Raw genomic sequence first — 15,874 nt, forward strand, 5'->3', positions numbered from 1 at the left:
CCCCGATCCTGGTCAGGACTCGGGGCGACCGGCGGTTGGGGGTGGAGGCGGCCGGCGGATTCAGTGGATGCGGCGGATGTCGCGGCGGCGCAGGGCGAAGCCCAGGCCGACCAGCCCGCCGAGGACCAGCCCCCCGCCGGCGGCGAGTTCCAGCGGGTTCAGCCCGGCCACGCTGCCGCCGAGGCCGCCGCGCACGCCGAGGGTGGCCCGGCGCGAAGCGCCCGTACCGGTGCCCGCGCTCGTGCCCGTGCCCGCGCTGGAGCCCGTACGGTGTCCGGCGGTGGAGCTGGTGGTGGGCCTGCTGGTGCCGCCCGCGATCGTCAGATCGGTGGAGCCGGTCTCGCCGTTGCAGGTGAAGGAGACGGAGTACTGGGCTCCGCGCCGGGCGTCCCGGTCCACGGTGACCCGTACGGTCTTGCCCCGCTCGATGCTCACGGTGTCGAAGACCCCGGAGGAGGCGGTGGCGAAGGCGGCGTTGCAGCCGGTGACGGACAGCACCACCTGGCCGCCGGGGGCGACCGTCGAAGGGGTGACGGCGAAGCCGAACGAGGTGATGGGCGCCGCTTCGGCGGCGCTCGCGGCGGGTGCGGCGACCGCGCCGAGTACGAGGGCGGCGCTCGCGGCGGCGGCGCCCAACAGGGCCGTGGGGGAGGTGCGTATCGCGCCCATGGTTGATTCTCCGGATCCCCGAGGAGCAGCCGCGGAACGGTTTCCGCACGTGGGGGGTCGTGCGCCTCGATGTCCGCCACGCTAGGCGCGGGTGCGGTGGCCCGCGATCAGGAACGGGCGAATGGGGCATAGCGGTAGGCCGAACCGGGGACGGGAGGCCCGCCCCCGGTTTGCCGGGGCCACGGAGATCCGGGAAACGCCCCCGAGGGGACGGCGCGAGGTCAGTCGTGCAGGCCCAGATGCGGGAACTGCGCGAGGAACGGTTCGGCGCTGGCGGCGATGCCCCGGCCGAAGGGGGCGTCGAAGTCCCAGATGAGGAACAGCAGGAAGGCGATCAGCGCGCTGAAGAGGCCCGCCAGCAGCAGCTCCCGGAAGGAACGCCTGATCTGCAGGGTGAAGATCAGGCCCACCGTCACCAGGGCCCCGGCGATCAGGCCGAACCAGACCACCCCGGGCATGGTGGCCCCGGCGCTCTGGCCGCGTGCGTTGCGGGCGTCGTCGACCACGGCGACCTGGTCGACGAGCGGCTGGTAGGCCTGGCCCTCGTGGTCGGTCTGCGGTTCGTAGTCCGTCACGTCACGGCGGACGCGTTCGAGCAGCTCGCCGCTGCGGTCGGTGAGATTGCCGCTGTCGGCCATCTCTTTCCATTCGGTGTCCACGACGAACGTCACGTAGGCGTCCACGTCGGCCCGGATCCTCTTGCGCACCTCGGCCGGGTAGACCTCGGAGCGGACGCTGATCTCGTGCAGGGCCTGGGACTCCTGGCGCACGTACTCCTGCGCGGCGCCGCGGCCTTCCCAGACGCCGGCGATCGCCAGGCCCAGCACGATCGCGTAGATCACGCCGATCATCATCGTCATGTACTCGATGACGTCCGGGGTCTCGCTGGGATCGTCGTCATCGCCGATCCGGCGTTGGTTGAAGAAGGCGATGGACAGCACCACGGCACACGCGGCGGCCATCGCGAGGGACAGGACGAGCCATTCCGACAAGATGACTCCAAATTTTTTCGGGCGAGGGTGTCTGGCGCGGGCGCGGGCGCGGGCGCGGCACTAGCGCGGGCGCAGCGCGATGATCGCGACCACGGCGGGGGCCGCGGTCATCAAGGTGAAGGTGACCGGAGAGACGTGGTGCTCGACCGGTTTGCGGGCCGACGCGTGGTACGCGGGGCGTGCGACCGCCTTCTTGGGGGCGGACGCGGGGACCACCGCGGGGGGCGGGGGAGCCGGCGGGGCGGGCTTCGGGACGACGGGTGCCTTGGCCGGGACGGGCGGGGCCGGTTCGGGGGGCTCGGGTACGGGCTTCGGTGCGGGCGGTGGCGGTGGCGGTGGCGGTGGCGGTGGCGGAGGCGGCGGGGCGGGGGCCGGTGGTGGTGGCGGTGGTGGGGGAGTGGGCTTGGGGGGTGGCTTCGGCGGGCACGGCGGGGGAGGCGGAGGCGGGCAGGGGTGGTCGCCGTGATGGCCCCCGCCGTGATGTCCGCCGTGGCCCCAGGGGAAGCCGGGACCCCAGGGGGTGCCGTGGCCCCAGGGGGTCCCGTGGCCGCCGCCCGGGATGCCGGGAGCGCCGATTTCGCCCTGGCCGCCGTGATGTCCGCCACCCCGGCCGGCTCCGGCCGCGGTGGCGACGGCGGACGCGACCTGCCTGACGACGCTCGCACCGTCGTCGGCATCGGCCTTCGTGGGGGCGCGGCTATCGGCCATGGCCGGTGTCGCGGACAGTGCGGCCCACAGCAGGACCGGGACCGCCAACAGGCGCCTGGAAGAGGCTCTTTTCACCTGGGGATCATGGGTTCGCGCGCGCCCGCGCGCGGGAAGGTTGCGCGGGGTTCGCCTGAACGGGTGAGGCTTTGGCTACGGAGGTTTGAGCCAGATTCCGAGCGAACCCGATCGGGCATCTGCCTTTTCTCAAAAGGTATTTGTCGGTTTCGGTCATTCCGCAACACCGTGCGCCCACGCCTTTGGCATGTGACGAAGAACGGATCGGCAATTTCCGCTTTCGCTCGCTCCGTTGGGCAATGATCAGTAGATTCGGCTCGGACAGGAGTCCGACCCCGCCCGGACCGCAGCAGGACTACGGCTTGGAGACCCCGATGGAGCGCCCCGCCTGGGCCCCGCCAGGCATCGACATATCGGTGCCGAGTGTGTCCCGCATCTACGATTACTACCTGGGCGGCTCCCACAATTTCGAGGTCGACAGGCAGGCGGCCCGTCGCGCCATGGAATTCATGCCGGGCCTGCCCAAGATCATGCAGGCCAACCGGGCATTCATGCGCCGCGCCGTCCGCTACGCCGTGGCCGGGGGCGTCACGCAGTTCCTCGACATCGGCTCCGGCATCCCCACCTTCGGCAACGTCCACGAGATCGCGCAGGCCGCCACCCCCGAGGCGCACGTGGTCTACGTCGACCACGACCCGGTGGCCGTCGCCCACAGCCAGGCGGTCCTGGCCGGCACCGAGCGGACCGGAGTCGTCGCCGCCGACCTGCGCAAGCCGCAGGAGATCCTGAACTCTCCCGAGGTCGGCCAGGTGCTCGACCTGAGCCGCCCCGTGGCCCTGCTGCTCGTCGCCGTCCTGCACTTCCTGGAGGACGCGGACGACCCGCACGCCGCCGTCGCCGCGCTGCGCGACGCGCTGGCCCCCGGCAGCCTCCTGATCCTCACGCACGCCTCGTACGAGGGAATCCCGCTCTCGCAGGAGGTCGCCGGCGGTGCCGTCGGCGTCTACCGGGACATCCGCAACCCCCTCGTCATGCGCGACGCGGAGCAGATCGGGCGCTTCTTCGAGGGCTTCGAGCTGCTCGAGCCCGGTCTGGTGGCCATGCCCAACTGGCGGCCCGACGGCCCCGACGGCCCCGAGGACGACACCACGGACGAAGACCCGTACGCCTTCTCGGGCTTCGCAGGAGTGGGACGCAAGGCGTGAGACTGCCGGCACAGCAGACGGCGGGCGACCCGGGAGCCCCGCAGGGCGCCCTGGAGGACCGCATCGGCCGGTTCGCGACCATCTGGGGACGGGCGATCTTCCCCGTCACGGCCACCTCGCTCACCCGCCCCGAGTTCGAGCAGCACCTCGTACCCCTCACCCGCACCCTCGTCGAGGCCCTGCGCGCACGCCCCTTCGACGCCACCGTCGGCCAGCGGGTCGGCGCGGAACTCGTCGCCGTGCACTGCACCGACCCCGAGGCCCTCGCCGGCACCCTCGGCGTGGTCGAGTCCTACCTGGTGCTGTACTGCGGGCCCGAGGGCCCCGACGCCGAGGGGATCGAGGGCACCGAGGAGTACCGGTCCCGGTGCGCCCGCCTCCAGCACGCCATCGCGGCCGGATTCGCCCGCGCCCTGCGCGAGCGCACCCTGCGGGAGCAGGAGGCCATCGCCCGCTCCGCGCTGACCGCCCGCATCGACGCCCAGCAGGCGCTGCACGCCAGCGAGGCCCGCTTCCGGGCCGTCTTCGAGGGGGCGGCCATCGGGATCGGCATCGCCGACCTGGAGGGCAACGTCCTGGAGGTCAACGACGCGCTGCTGCAGATGTTCGGCGGCATGGACGGGCACGTCCGCGGCCGCAACGTCAGCGAATGGGGCCACCCCGACGACACCCCGCACGTGTGGCGGATGTACGGCGAGCTGGTGCGCGGCGAACGCGAGAGCTACCGCGTCGAGAAGCCGTACTACCGGCACGACGGGACGGTCCTGTGGACCAACCTGACGGTCTCGCTGCTGCGCGACGCCGAGGGCGTCCCGCAGTACCAGCTGGCCCTGATGGAGGACACCACCGAGCGCCGCCTCCTCAACCTGCGCCTGCGCTACGAGGCCACCCACGACGCCCTGACCGGCCTGCCCAACCGGACGCTCTTCTTCGAGCGGCTGGAGAAGGCGCTCGGCGGGGCCGGCAGCACCCGTTTCGGCCTGTGCTACCTCGACCTCGACGGCTTCAAGGCGGTCAACGACAGCCTCGGCCACTCGGCGGGGGACCGGCTCCTGGTGGAGGTCGCCGACCGGCTGCAGAGCTGCGCGACCGGCCCCGGAGAGGTGGTCGCCCGGCTCGGCGGGGACGAGTTCGTGGCGCTGACCACCGGCCCGGACACCGAGGAGAAGGCCACCGAGCTCGCCGTGCGGATACTCTCCGCGCTCTCGGTCCCGATCCGGCTGGAGGGCCGTGAGCTCACGGTCCGGGGCAGCATCGGGATCGTCGAGGGAGCGGCGCGCGAGCGGACCCCGGCCGAGGTGCTGCGCAGCGCCGACATCACCATGTACCGGGCCAAGGCGGCCGGCGGCAACCGCTTCGAGTTCGCGGACGCGGAGGCCGACGCGCGGGCCATCACCCGGCACGGGCTGACCAACGCCCTGCCCGCGGCGCTGGAACGCGGCGAGTTCTTCATCGAGTACCAGCCGCTGGTGCACATGCACGACGGAAGCGTGCACGGCGCGGAGGCGCTGGTGCGCTGGTCGCACCCGCAGCACGGGGTGCTCGGCCCGGACCGCTTCATCCCGCTCGCCGAACGCACCGGGCTGATCGTTCCGCTCGGCCGCTGGGTGCTGGAGGAGTCCGTGCGCCAGGCGCGCAACTGGCAGCACCAGAACGGCGGCGCCAGGCTGCGGATCAACGTCAACCTGTCGCCCACCCAGCTGCACCACCCCGGCCTGGTGGCCGACACGATCCGAGTCCTGGAGTCCTCGGGCCTGGCCCCGGGGACGCTGTGCCTGGAGGTCACCGAGTCGGCCCTGATCGGAGCCGACGACGAACTCCTCGAACCGCTGCGCCGGCTCGCGGCACTCGGTGTGGACATCGCCCTGGACGACTTCGGCACGGGGTACTCGAACCTGGCCAACCTGCGGCGGCTGCCCGTCAGCGTCCTGAAGCTGGATCGTTCCTTCACCAAGGGCATGCAGCAGGAGCCGGCCAACCCGGTCGACGTCAAGATCGTGGAGGGGATCGTGGCCCTGGCCCACAGCCTCGAACTCGCCGTCACGGTCGAGGGCGTGGAAACCGGTGCCCAGGCGGCCCAGCTCCGGGCCCTCGGCTGCGATACGGCCCAGGGCTGGTACTACGCCCGCCCCGGCGCCCCGGACCGCATCCACACCCTGTCCCTCTCGGACGCGGTGCCCACGAGCACCTGACGGCCCTCACTCCATGCCCGCCTCCGTGCCCCGGCCGGGCGTGTGCACGGCCTCCGCCACGCGCTCGTGCCGCCGGGCGGTGTCCGTCAGCAGCGCGGCGGCGGCCGGCAGCCGCTCGGCCTCGTAGGCGTCGAGGGCTTCTTCCCCGGCCGGCCCGGCGAGGGCGGCGGCCAGCGTCCGGGCGAGGGCGCGGGCGTCCTCGACGCCCGTGTTCATCCCGAGCCCGCCGGCTATCGGGTGGACGTGTGCCGCGTCCCCGGCGAGGAAGACCCGGCCCTCGCGCATCCGGTCGGCCATGCGGACGTTGACCCGCCAGAACGAGAGCCACCCGGCCTCCTCCAGCTTTATGCCGGGCATCCGCGCGTGGCGGTCGAAGAGCCGCTGGAAGCTCTCCACCGACGGCGGCAGGGGCTCGCCCCGCTCGTCCGGCTCGGGGGAGGCCTGGAGCTGGAAGGTGTCGGTCCCCGGCATCGGGCACAGCAGCATGCCGCCGCCGTCCGAGGTGAACCACTGGTGCCAGAACTCCCGGCTCAGCCCCGGCGCCCGCACGTCCCCGAGCACCATGGCCTGCTCCGGGACGGTGTAGCCCTCGAAGGAGATCCCGAGCAGCCGCCGGGTCGTGCTGCGGCCGCCGTCGCACCCGGCCAGATGGCGGGCCCGGATCACGGTGCCGTCCGCCAGCTCCGCCTCGACCCCGGAGCCGTCCTGCGCGATGCCGGTCAGCCGGTTCCCGTACTCGACGCGCACGCCCAGTTCGGCGAGCCGGTCGCGCAGCGCCTCCTCGACCTGCCACTGACCTATGAGCAGACCGCCCTCGACGGCGGTATCGCTGATGTGCGCCCCGTCGAAGTACTTGCGCAGGACGGTGCTGCCCCGGCCGACGGCCTTCAGGCGTTCGGCGACCCCGAGTTCCCCGAAGGTCTCCACGCTGCCCGGGGTGAGCCCTTTGCCGCGGGATTCGCGGTGGGGTGCGGTGCGCTCCTCCACGACCCGCACGCCGATGCCGCGGCGGGCCAGGTCGCAGGCGAGCGTCAGTCCGGTGGGGCCGGATCCCGCGATCAGTACGTCGGTCACGTCGTTCATCGGAAGCCTCTCGTCGTCGGTGCCTCAAGGAAAGCGCCTCGACCGAGAAAATGCAACCCGGTCACGAAATTAACCCGGTCACGTATCTGTGCTATGCTGTGCCGCATGGAAATGGAGAACGTGACGGGTCTGCGCGAGAGCAAGAAGCTGCGTACGCGTCAGCATTTGGCGGCCACGGCGCTGGAGCTGTTCCTGGAGCGTGGGTTCGACGCCGTGTCCGTGGCAGACGTGGCCGCGGCGGCGGAGGTCTCCAAGCCCACGCTCTTCCGGTACTTCCCGACCAAGGAGGACCTCGTCCTCGACCGGTTCGCCGACCACCAGGACGAGGCCGCGCGCATCGTGCGCGAACGGCCCGCCGGCCAAGGCCCCGTCGGTGCGCTCCACGCGCATTTCCAGGCCGCCCTCGCCGAGCGGGATCCGATCACCGGCCTGTGCGACCACCCGAACGTGCTCGCCTTCCAGCGGATGCTCTACACCACCGCCGGCCTCGAAGCGCGGATGCAGCACTACGGCGCCCGCGAGGTGGAACTGCTCGCCGCCGTGCTGGAGGAGGAGGCGGTCCCGCCGCTGTCCGCGCGGCTGGCGGCCATCCACCTGGTGGCGGTCCGCCACGAACTGGGCCGGGAGAACTGGCGGCGGATGGACTCGGGCCTGAGCGCGGACGAGGCCTACCCGGCCGCGGTGACCGACGCCGGCCGGGCCTTCATGATGCTGGCCGACGGCCTCGACAAGGCCCTGCCCGTACGCGCGTCCTGACGCACCCCGGGTCCCCCGCCCCCGCCCCGTCCCGGGCGCCCGCCCTCAGCCCACCAGCATGCGCTTGAGTTCGCGGGCCGCACGCGGGGGCGCGACATCGGTCCGGTGCGCCAGGGCGATCGTCCGGCGCAGCGGGGAGCCCGCCAGGGGAGTGGCGCGCAGACCCGGCCCCGCGTGGTCCACGACCATCGCCGGGACCACCGCGATGCCCAGCCCCGCGCGGACGAAGCCCAGGACCGCGTCCATCTCGCCGCCCTCCACCGTGAACACCGGCTCGAAGCCCTCCGCCCGGCACGCGGCCACCGTGAGGTCCCGCAGGTCGTAGCCGTGCCGGAACATCACCATCGGCTCGTCGCGCAGCTCCCGGACGGTGAGCGGACCGCCGCCCGCCGGGGGCGGCAGGGTCGCGGAGGAGACCACCACGAGGTCCTCCGTGAGCAGCTCCACCGTCGTCAGCGCCGGAGCCGACGGCGGCAGCGGCAGGGCGATCAGCGCCAGGTCCAGGGCCCCGCGCGCGAGTTCCCGTACGAGGTCCAGCGAGCCGCTCTCCTCGATCAGCAGCTCGATCCCGGGATGCGCGGCGTGGAAGGCCCGCAGCACGTCCGGCAGCAGGCCCGTGCACACACTCGGCGTGGCCCCCAGCCGGACCCGGCCGCGCCGCAGCTGCGCCAGCTCCTGGACCTCCAGCCGCGCGGTGTCGGCGTCCGCGAGGATCCGGCGGGCCAGCGGCAGCAGGGCCTCGCCCGCGTCGGTGAGCGCGATGTTCCCGCGCGCCCGGCTGAACAGCTCGGCGCCCAGCTCCCGCTCCAGTGCCTTGATCTGCTGGGACAGCGACGGCTGGGCCACGTGCTCGCGCTCGGCGGCGCGGGTGAAGTGGCGGGTCTCGGCGACCGCGACGAAGTAGACGAGCTGCTGGAACTGCATCGTCCCAGCGTAGCGAGGTAAATAGGCTGCACCTATCGACTTCAGCTCCACCATGTCTTGGACCTTTCGGGACCTTCGTCCCTACGGTCTGTGTCATGGCTCTGGCAACGCGGACGGGTCGACGGCCGTCCACCACGCGAACGCTCTGGGACTCCACCGTCGGCAAGAAGTCCGTGATGGCCGTATCCGGCCTGATCATGCTCGGGTACCTCGTCGCGCACATGCTCGGCAACCTGAAGATCTTCTTCGGGCCGGAGGAGTTCAACGGCTACGCGCACTGGCTGCGCACCCTCGGCGCCCCCGTCCTCCACCACGAGTGGGCCCTGTGGATCGTCCGCGTGGCCCTGGTCGCCGCCGTCCTCGCCCACGGGGTCTGCGCCTACCAGCTCAGCCGCCGCGACATCAAGGCGCGCCCGGTGAAGTACGCCCACAAGCGCCGCCGGGCCAGTTACGCCACCCGCACCATGCGCTGGGGCGGCGTCATCCTCGCCCTCTTCATCGTCTGGCACCTGCTCGACCTCACCACGCTCACCGTCAACGAGCGCGCCTGGGCCGGGCACCCGTACGAGAACGTCCTGGCCACCTTCTCCACCTGGTACGGCAACACCGTCTACCTCGTGGCGATGGCCGCCCTGGGCCTCCACGTCCGCCACGGCTTCTGGAGCGCCGCCCAGACCCTGGGCGCCGGCAACGCCCGGCGCGAGCGGACCCTGAAGTTCCTGGCCAACGCCCTGGCCCTCGTCCTCTTCGCGGGCTTCGTGTCCGTACCCGTCGCCGTCATGACCGGAGTGGTGAGCTGACCATGAGCGAGAAGACCAACGAGACGACCGGCGACCACACCGGCGCGGACACCGGCGACGACGGCGAGAACACGGCCACGACCTACGCCGACTACACCACCGGCGAGCCGATAGCCGACACCAAGGCCCCCGAAGGCCCCATCGCCGAGCGCTGGGACCGCCGCCGCTTCGAGGCCAAGCTCGTCAACCCGGCGAACCGGCGCGGGCACACCGTCATCGTCGTCGGCACCGGACTGGCCGGCGGCGCTGCCGGCGCCACCCTCGCCGAACAGGGCTACCACGTGGTCCAGTTCTGCTTCTCCGACTCCCCGCGCCGGGCCCACTCCATCGCCGCCCAGGGCGGCATCAACGCCGCCAAGAACTACCGCAACGACGGCGACTCCGTACACCGCCTCTTCTACGACACCGTCAAGGGCGGCGACTTCCGCGCCCGCGAGTCCAACGTCCACCGGCTCGCCCAGATCTCCGTCGAGATCATCGACCAGTGCGTGGCCCAGGGCGTCCCCTTCGCCCGCGAGTACGGCGGCCTCCTCGACACCCGCTCCTTCGGCGGCGTCCAGGTCTCCCGCACCTTCTACGCCCGCGGCCAGACCGGACAGCAGCTGCTCCTCGGCGCCTACCAGGCGCTCTCCCGGCAGATCGCCGCCGGCAACGTGGAGCTGCACGCCCGCACCGAGATGCTCGACCTGATCACCGTCGACGGCGTGGCCCGCGGCATCGTCGCCCGGGACCTGGTCACCGGCAAGATCGACACGTACTACGCGGACGCGGTCGTCCTCGCCAGCGGCGGCTACGGCAACGTCTTCTACCTCTCCACCAACGCCATGAACTCCAATGCGACCGCCGTCTGGCGGGCGCACCGGCGCGGCGCGTACTTCGCCAACCCCTGCTTCACCCAGATCCACCCCACCTGCATCCCGCGCACCGGCGACCACCAGTCCAAGCTGACGCTGATGAGCGAGTCGCTGCGCAACGACGGCCGCATCTGGGTCCCCAAGGCCAAGGGCGACAACCGCCCCGCCGCCGAGATCCCCGAGGCGGAGCGCGACTACTACCTGGAGCGGATCTACCCCTCCTTCGGCAACCTCGTGCCCCGCGACATCGCCTCCCGCGCCGCCAAGAACGTCTGCGACGAGGGCCGCGGCGTCGGACCCGGCGGCGAGGGCGTCTACCTCGACTTCGCCGACGCCATCCGCCGCATGGGCAAGGAGAAGGTCGCCGAGAAGTACGGCAACCTCTTCGACATGTACGAGCGGATCACCGCGGAGAACCCGTACGAGGTCCCCATGCGGATCTACCCCGCCGTGCACTACACGATGGGCGGACTGTGGGTCGACTACGACCTCCAGACCACCGTCCCGGGCCTGTTCGCGATCGGCGAGGCCAACTTCTCCGACCACGGGGCCAACCGCCTCGGCGCCTCCGCCCTCATGCAGGGCCTCGGCGACGGCTACTTCGTCCTCCCCTCCACCATCAACGACTACCTGGCCCGCCACCCGCACCGCGAACCCGTCGACGACAGCCACCCCGAGGCCGCGGCCGCCGTCCGCGAGACCCGCGACTGCCTCGCCAAGCTGCTCGCCGTAGACGGGGACCGCACCCCCGACTCCTTCCACCGCGAGATCGGTGAACTCATGTGGGAGTACTGCGGGATGGCCCGCACCGAGGAAGGGCTGCGCAAGGCCCTCGCCCGCATCCCCGAGATCCGCGAGGAGTTCTGGAAGCGGATCAAGGTTCCGGGCAGCGGCGAGGAGTTCAACCAGTCGCTGGAGAAGGCCAACCGCATCGTCGACTACCTCGAGCTCGCCGAGCTGATGTGCCTCGACGCCCTCCACCGCGCCGAGTCCTGCGGCGGCCACTTCCGCGAGGAGTCCCAGACCCCGGACGGCGAAGCCGCCCGCCGCGACGAGGAGTTCGGGTACGCCGCCGCCTGGCAGTACACCGGAACCGGCGCCGCCCCCGTCCTGCACAAGGAAGACCTCGTCTTCGAGTACGTCCACCCCACCCAGCGGAGCTACGCATGAAGCTCACCCTGCGCGTCTGGCGCCAGCAGAACGCCGACGCCCCCGGCACCATGGCCTCGTACGAGGTCGACAACATCTCCGCGGACATGTCGTTCCTCGAGATGCTCGACACCCTCAACGAGGAACTGATCCTGCGCGGCGAGGACCCGGTCGCCTTCGACCACGACTGCCGCGAGGGCATCTGCGGAGCCTGCAGCCTCGTCATCAACGGCGACGCCCACGGGCCGGAGCGCACCACCACCTGCCAGCTCCACATGCGCTCCTTCGCCGACGGCGACACCATCGACGTCGAACCGTGGCGGGCCTCCGCCTTCCCCGTCGTCAAGGACCTCGTGGTCGACCGGGGCGCCTTCGACCGGATCATCCAGGCCGGCGGCTACATCACCGCGCCGACCGGCGCCGCCCCCGAGGCGCACGCCACCGCCGTACCCAAGCCGGTCGCCGATCACGCCTTCGAGCACGCCGAGTGCATCGGCTGCGGGGCCTGCGTGGCGGCCTGCCCCAACGGCTCCGCGATGCTCTTCACCTCCGCCAAGATCAACCACCTCAACGTGCTGCCGCAGGGCTCGCCGGAGCGCGAGACCCGGGTACTGGACATGGTGGCCACCATGGACGCGGAGGGCTTCGGAGGCTGCACCCTGACGGGCGAGTGCGCGACCGCCTGCCCCAAGGGGATCCCGCTCCCGTCGATCGCCGCCATGAACAAGGAGTGGCTGAGGGCGGTGCGCCAGGGACCGCGCTGACCCGCCCACCCCCGGTCCGCCGATCGGATGACGGCGGCGGTACCCGCCGTGCCGTGACCGGCCGCCCTCCCGGACATGGGCGACAGTGGGCCCCATGTCCCGAGCCCCCGCCGGCCACGGCCCGCGCCGCCGCACCGTGCTGGCCGCCGCCCTGACCCCCCTGGTGGCGGCCGGCTGCACCGGGGAGGAGCGGCCCCGCACCCCGCGCCCCGGCCCCGAGGCCGCCAAGGACGCCCTGGTGATGCTGATCCGGCACGCCGAGAAGCCGTACGCCGGGGACACCGGCGAGGACGACGAGGGCAACGAGGACCCCGGCTTCCTCGCGGTCCGGGGATGGCGCCGGGCCCAGGAGCTGCCCACCCTCTTCCCGCCGGCCCGCGGCGCCGGCCTGCCCCGCCCCGAAGCCGTCTTCGCGGCCGGCGGCAAGGCAGGGGCGCCCGCGCGCTGCCGGCAGACCGTGGAGGCACTGGCCACGGCGCTCGGAACGAAGGTCCGCACCGAGTACGGCCTCGGGGCCGAGCCCGCCCTGGCCCGCGCGGTGCTCGCCACGCGGATGCCGGTGCTCGTCTGCTGGGAGCACACCGGCATGCCCCGCCTGATCCGGGCCCTGGGGGCGCAGGACGTCCTCGGGCTGCCCGCCGCCTGGCCCGACCGCTACGACCTGGTGTGGACGTTCACCCGCAGGCAGGGCGTGTGGAGCTTCCGCGAGCTGCCGCAGCACCTGCTCGCGGGGGACGCGTAGACCGTCCGGTGGCCCCGCCCGGCCCGCCAGGAGGACTGCGAGGTACGGGCGTACGCTGAGAAGTGGACTCGGGGCAGTCGTGCGCCTGGAGGTCGACGATCATGTCTGGCATCGTGCGAAGGGGTTTCGACTCCGCCGACGAGACACGTCGGTTCGAGGACGGCAAGGGCAGGCTCGACCTGCTGAACACCGATCACGGGCCCGTCGGACGGGCCGTGTTCGAGCCCGGATGGCAGTGGTCGCAGCACATCAAGCCCATTGCCGGAACGGACAGTTGCGAGGCCGCCCACGTCGGCTACATCATCAGCGGCCGGATGAAGGTCGTCATGGACGACGGTGACAGCATCGAGGCGCAGCCCGGAGACTTCATCCAGATCGACCCCGGCCACGATGCCTGGGTGCTCGGCGAGGAACCGTGCGTCGTCCTCGACTGGCAGGGTTACGGGAACTTCGCCAAGCCCGCGGCCTGACCCGGAGCCGCCCCACCCCGCCGACTACCGCCGCGCGGCCAGCGCCCGCGCGAGATGGGGCGCCGTACGGCTGCCGGTGGCGCGGGCCACGTCGGCGGGCGTGCCCGCGGCCACCACCTCACCGCCCTCCGCGCCGCCGCCCGGACCCAGGTCGATGACCCAGTCCGCGCCCGCCACCACCGCCATGTCGTGCTCCACGACCACCACCGAATGCCCGGCGTCCACCAGGCCGTGCAACTGCCGCAGCAGCACTTCCGCGTCGGCCGGGTGGAGCCCCGTCGTGGGCTCGTCCAGCAGGTACAGGGTGTGGTCGCGGCGCAGCCGCTGGAGTTCGGTCGCCAGCTTGATGCGCTGTGCCTCGCCGCCCGACAGCTCCGTGGCCGGCTGCCCGAGCCGCAGGTACCCCAGGCCGATGTCCGACAGCGCCGCCAGGCTCCGCTCGGCCGCCGGGACCCCGGCGAAGAAGGAGGCCGCCGACTCCACCGTCAGGGCCAGCACCTCCGCGATGTTCAGCCCCGAGTAACGCACCTCCAGGGTCTGCTCGTTGTACCGTGCGCCCCCGCATTCGGGACACGGGGCGTACGTACTGGGCAGGAACATGAGCTCCACCGAGACGAACCCCTCGCCCTGGCAGGACTCGCACCGGCCGCCCGGCACGTTGAAGGAGAAGCGGCCGGCCTTCCAGCCGCGCGCCTTCGACTCCGGCGTCGCCGTGAAGAGCCGGCGCACCACGTCGAACAGACCCGTGTACGTGGCCAGGTTGGAGCGCGGGGTGCGCCCGATCGGCTTCTGGTCCACCTCCACCAGCCGTCGTACCGGAAACCCCGGGTCGGTCAGCCGTTCGCCGGCCTCCCGCGCCAGCGCCCGGCCCACCAGCGTGGACTTGCCGGAGCCCGACACCCCGGTCACGGCCGTGAACACCCCGAGCGGGAACTCGGCGCTCACGTCCCTGAGGTTGTGCAGGTCCACACCGCTGAGCCGGACGGCCCCGGTCGCCTCCCGCGGCGGCCTCGGCGCCGGTCCGTCCTGTCGCGGGGTGCGGAACAGGTGCCGGGCCGTCGCGGAATCCGCCACCTCGGCCAGCCCCGGCGGCGGCCCGCTGTACAGCACCCGCCCGCCGTGCTCCCCGGCCAGCGGACCGACCTCCACCAGCCAGTCCGCGTGCCGCACCACGTCCAGATGGTGCTCCACCACGAACACGGTGTTCCCGGCCTCCTTGAGCCGGTCCAGCACGCCGAGCAGCGCCTCGGTGTCGGCCGGGTGGAGCCCCGCCGACGGCTCGTCCAGTACGTACACCACCCCGAACAGACCCGACCGCAACTGCGTGGCCAGCCGCAGCCGTTGCAGCTCCCCGGCCGACAGGGTCGGGGCGCCGCGGTCCAGGCTGAGGTAGCCCAGCCCGAGTTCGGTGACGGGGCCGATCCGGGAGCGCAGGTCCTGCGTCAGCACCCGGGCCGCCTCGCCGCCCCCGTCCGCCGCGGCCAGTACGCCGTCCAGGTCGGTCAGCGCCAGCGCCGCCAGCTCCGCGATGGTGCGGCCCGCGAAGGTCACCGCCAGCGCCTCCGGACGCAGCCGAAGGCCCTCGCACACCGGGCAGGGGGAGTCCGTCAGGAACTTCTCGGCGCGGGCCCGCAGGGTGGCGCTCTTGCTGTCGGAGAACGTCCGCATCACATAGCGGTGGGCGCTCATGTACGTGCCCTGGTAAGGGCGTTGGATCCGGTCGGCCTCCCGTACGGGATGCACGGTGACCACCGGCTGCTCCTCGGTGAACAGGATCCACTCGCGGTCCCTCGCCGGGAGCTCGCGCCACGGCACGTCCACCCCGTACCCCAGCGCCTCGAGGACGTCGCGCAGGTTCTTGCCCTGCCAGGCTCCCGGCCAGGCGGCGATGGCGCCTTGACGGATCGACAGGTTTCCGTCCGGGACGAGGAGTTCCTCGCTGGTGCTGTGTACCCGTCCGAGTCCGTGGCAGGAAGGGCAGGCCCCGGCCGCGGTGTTGGGGGAGAAGGCGTCGGAATCGAGGCGCTCCGCCCCCGGCGGATAGGAGCCGGCCCGCGAGTACAGCATCCGCAGGGAGTTCGACAGGGTGGTCACCGTGCCGACCGAGGACCGCGCGCCCGGCGAGGAGCGCCGCTGCTCCAGCGAGACCGCGGGCGGCAGCCCGGTGATCGAGTCGACCTTCGCCGCGCCGATCTGATGGATCAGGCGGCGGGCGTACGGGGCCACGGACTCGAAGTACCGCCGCTGGGCCTCGGCGTAGATCGTGCCGAACGCCAGCGAGCTCTTGCCGGAGCCGGAGACCCCGGTGAAGACGGTCAGCGCGTCGCGCGGGACGTCCACGTCGACCCCGCGCAGGTTGTGCTCCCGGGCGCCGCGGACGCGGACGTAGGGATCATGGGCGTGGGGGGCGGCGGACGGGTGCATTCGCCCCAGTTTAGTGCCCCGGGTCCGGGGCCGGCCCGGCGAGTCCGGCCGGCCCGGCGACTCCGGCCGGCCCGGCGAGTCCGGCCGACCCGTCGAGTCCGGGCGGTCCCGCCGGTGCCTCGGGTCC

14 protein-coding genes are annotated in these 15,874 nt (G+C 72.5%); 8 read left to right on the forward strand and 6 right to left on the reverse strand.

Translation table 11 applies throughout. The features are described from left to right. Positions 1 to 60: 60 nt before the first annotated feature. The 3 genes from ACWGDE_RS24690 to ACWGDE_RS24700 form a co-directional block, all read right to left on the reverse strand. Positions 61 to 669: a hypothetical protein gene (locus ACWGDE_RS24690; protein ID WP_453391198.1), complete on the reverse strand. Its 609-nt coding sequence runs from the start codon at positions 667 to 669 to the stop codon at positions 61 to 63. Positions 670 to 890: 221 nt separating this feature from the next. Beyond that, complete coding sequence (locus ACWGDE_RS24695; RefSeq protein WP_453391199.1) at positions 891 to 1,661, reverse strand: bestrophin-like domain; 771 nt, start codon at positions 1,659 to 1,661, stop codon at positions 891 to 893. Positions 1,662 to 1,721: 60 nt separating this feature from the next. Beyond that, positions 1,722 to 1,877, reverse strand: a complete 156-nt coding sequence (locus ACWGDE_RS24700; RefSeq protein ID WP_453391200.1) for a hypothetical protein — start codon at positions 1,875 to 1,877, stop codon at positions 1,722 to 1,724. A gap of 881 nt (positions 1,878 to 2,758) precedes the next feature. Between ACWGDE_RS24700 and ACWGDE_RS24705 the strand changes: the two genes are divergently transcribed. Beyond that, on the forward strand, positions 2,759 to 3,589 hold the full coding sequence (locus ACWGDE_RS24705) for an SAM-dependent methyltransferase (RefSeq protein ID WP_453391210.1): 831 nt from the start codon (positions 2,759 to 2,761) through the stop codon (positions 3,587 to 3,589). Next, positions 3,586 to 5,781 (forward strand): putative bifunctional diguanylate cyclase/phosphodiesterase, encoded by a 2,196-nt coding sequence (locus ACWGDE_RS24710; RefSeq protein ID WP_453391201.1) that lies wholly within the window; start codon positions 3,586 to 3,588, stop codon positions 5,779 to 5,781. The genes ACWGDE_RS24705 and ACWGDE_RS24710 overlap by 4 nt, the downstream gene beginning before the upstream one ends. A 6-nt stretch (positions 5,782 to 5,787) precedes the next feature. Here ACWGDE_RS24710 and ACWGDE_RS24715 read toward each other — a convergent pair whose 3' ends face one another. Then, complete coding sequence (locus ACWGDE_RS24715) at positions 5,788 to 6,864, reverse strand: FAD-dependent monooxygenase (RefSeq protein ID WP_453391202.1); 1,077 nt, start codon at positions 6,862 to 6,864, stop codon at positions 5,788 to 5,790. A gap of 111 nt (positions 6,865 to 6,975) precedes the next feature. Here ACWGDE_RS24715 and ACWGDE_RS24720 point away from each other — a divergent pair, with 111 nt between their 5' ends. Further along, a complete protein-coding gene (locus tag ACWGDE_RS24720; protein WP_453391211.1) occupies positions 6,976 to 7,620 on the forward strand; it encodes a TetR/AcrR family transcriptional regulator in 645 nt (214 codons plus the stop codon). A gap of 45 nt (positions 7,621 to 7,665) precedes the next feature. On the opposite strand, the gene ACWGDE_RS24725 is transcribed toward ACWGDE_RS24720, so the two are convergent. Continuing rightward, positions 7,666 to 8,544 carry a LysR family transcriptional regulator gene (locus ACWGDE_RS24725; protein ID WP_453391203.1) on the reverse strand — a complete coding sequence of 293 codons (879 nt, stop codon included), beginning with the start codon at positions 8,542 to 8,544 and terminating at the stop codon, positions 7,666 to 7,668. A gap of 95 nt (positions 8,545 to 8,639) precedes the next feature. Between ACWGDE_RS24725 and ACWGDE_RS24730 the strand changes: the two genes are divergently transcribed. From ACWGDE_RS24730 to ACWGDE_RS24750, 5 genes are all read left to right on the forward strand, one after another. After that, positions 8,640 to 9,344: a succinate dehydrogenase cytochrome b subunit gene (locus ACWGDE_RS24730; protein ID WP_453391204.1), complete on the forward strand. Its 705-nt coding sequence runs from the start codon at positions 8,640 to 8,642 to the stop codon at positions 9,342 to 9,344. A 2-nt stretch (positions 9,345 to 9,346) separates the two neighbouring features. After that, positions 9,347 to 11,368: a fumarate reductase/succinate dehydrogenase flavoprotein subunit gene (locus ACWGDE_RS24735; RefSeq protein WP_453391205.1), complete on the forward strand. Its 2,022-nt coding sequence runs from the start codon at positions 9,347 to 9,349 to the stop codon at positions 11,366 to 11,368. Beyond that, complete coding sequence (locus ACWGDE_RS24740) at positions 11,365 to 12,111, forward strand: succinate dehydrogenase/fumarate reductase iron-sulfur subunit (RefSeq protein ID WP_453391206.1); 747 nt, start codon at positions 11,365 to 11,367, stop codon at positions 12,109 to 12,111. The genes ACWGDE_RS24735 and ACWGDE_RS24740 overlap by 4 nt, the downstream gene beginning before the upstream one ends. 94 nt (positions 12,112 to 12,205) lie before the next feature. Beyond that, positions 12,206 to 12,853 carry a hypothetical protein gene (locus tag ACWGDE_RS24745; protein WP_453391207.1) on the forward strand — a complete coding sequence of 216 codons (648 nt, stop codon included), beginning with the start codon at positions 12,206 to 12,208 and terminating at the stop codon, positions 12,851 to 12,853. A gap of 101 nt (positions 12,854 to 12,954) precedes the next feature. Further along, positions 12,955 to 13,323 (forward strand): cupin domain-containing protein, encoded by a 369-nt coding sequence (locus ACWGDE_RS24750; RefSeq protein ID WP_453391208.1) that lies wholly within the window; start codon positions 12,955 to 12,957, stop codon positions 13,321 to 13,323. 24 nt (positions 13,324 to 13,347) lie between these two features. On the opposite strand, the gene ACWGDE_RS24755 is transcribed toward ACWGDE_RS24750, so the two are convergent. Beyond that, positions 13,348 to 15,747 carry an ABC transporter gene (locus ACWGDE_RS24755; protein ID WP_453391209.1) on the reverse strand — a complete coding sequence of 800 codons (2,400 nt, stop codon included), beginning with the start codon at positions 15,745 to 15,747 and terminating at the stop codon, positions 13,348 to 13,350. Positions 15,748 to 15,874: the final 127 nt, after the last annotated feature.

The sequence above is a fragment of the Streptomyces sp. NPDC054956 genome (assembly GCF_053609185.1).

Excerpts from the sequence above, each read along its gene's own strand:
- ACWGDE_RS24725 (WP_453391203.1), bottom strand. The coding sequence starts at position 8,544 with ATGCAGTTCCAGCAGCTCGTCTACTTCGTCGCGGTCGCCGAGACCCGC.
- ACWGDE_RS24735 (WP_453391205.1), top strand. The coding sequence starts at position 9,347 with ATGAGCGAGAAGACCAACGAGACGACCGGCGACCACACCGGCGCGGAC.
- ACWGDE_RS24740 (WP_453391206.1), top strand. The coding sequence starts at position 11,365 with ATGAAGCTCACCCTGCGCGTCTGGCGCCAGCAGAACGCCGACGCCCCC.
- ACWGDE_RS24750 (WP_453391208.1), top strand. The coding sequence starts at position 12,955 with ATGTCTGGCATCGTGCGAAGGGGTTTCGACTCCGCCGACGAGACACGT.
- ACWGDE_RS24755 (WP_453391209.1), bottom strand. The coding sequence starts at position 15,747 with ATGCACCCGTCCGCCGCCCCCCACGCCCATGATCCCTACGTCCGCGTC.
- ACWGDE_RS24730 (WP_453391204.1), top strand. The coding sequence starts at position 8,640 with ATGGCTCTGGCAACGCGGACGGGTCGACGGCCGTCCACCACGCGAACG.
- ACWGDE_RS24720 (WP_453391211.1), top strand. The coding sequence starts at position 6,976 with ATGGAGAACGTGACGGGTCTGCGCGAGAGCAAGAAGCTGCGTACGCGT.
- ACWGDE_RS24745 (WP_453391207.1), top strand. The coding sequence starts at position 12,206 with ATGTCCCGAGCCCCCGCCGGCCACGGCCCGCGCCGCCGCACCGTGCTG.
- ACWGDE_RS24715 (WP_453391202.1), bottom strand. The coding sequence starts at position 6,864 with ATGAACGACGTGACCGACGTACTGATCGCGGGATCCGGCCCCACCGGA.
- ACWGDE_RS24690 (WP_453391198.1), bottom strand. The coding sequence starts at position 669 with ATGGGCGCGATACGCACCTCCCCCACGGCCCTGTTGGGCGCCGCCGCC.
- ACWGDE_RS24705 (WP_453391210.1), top strand. The coding sequence starts at position 2,759 with ATGGAGCGCCCCGCCTGGGCCCCGCCAGGCATCGACATATCGGTGCCG.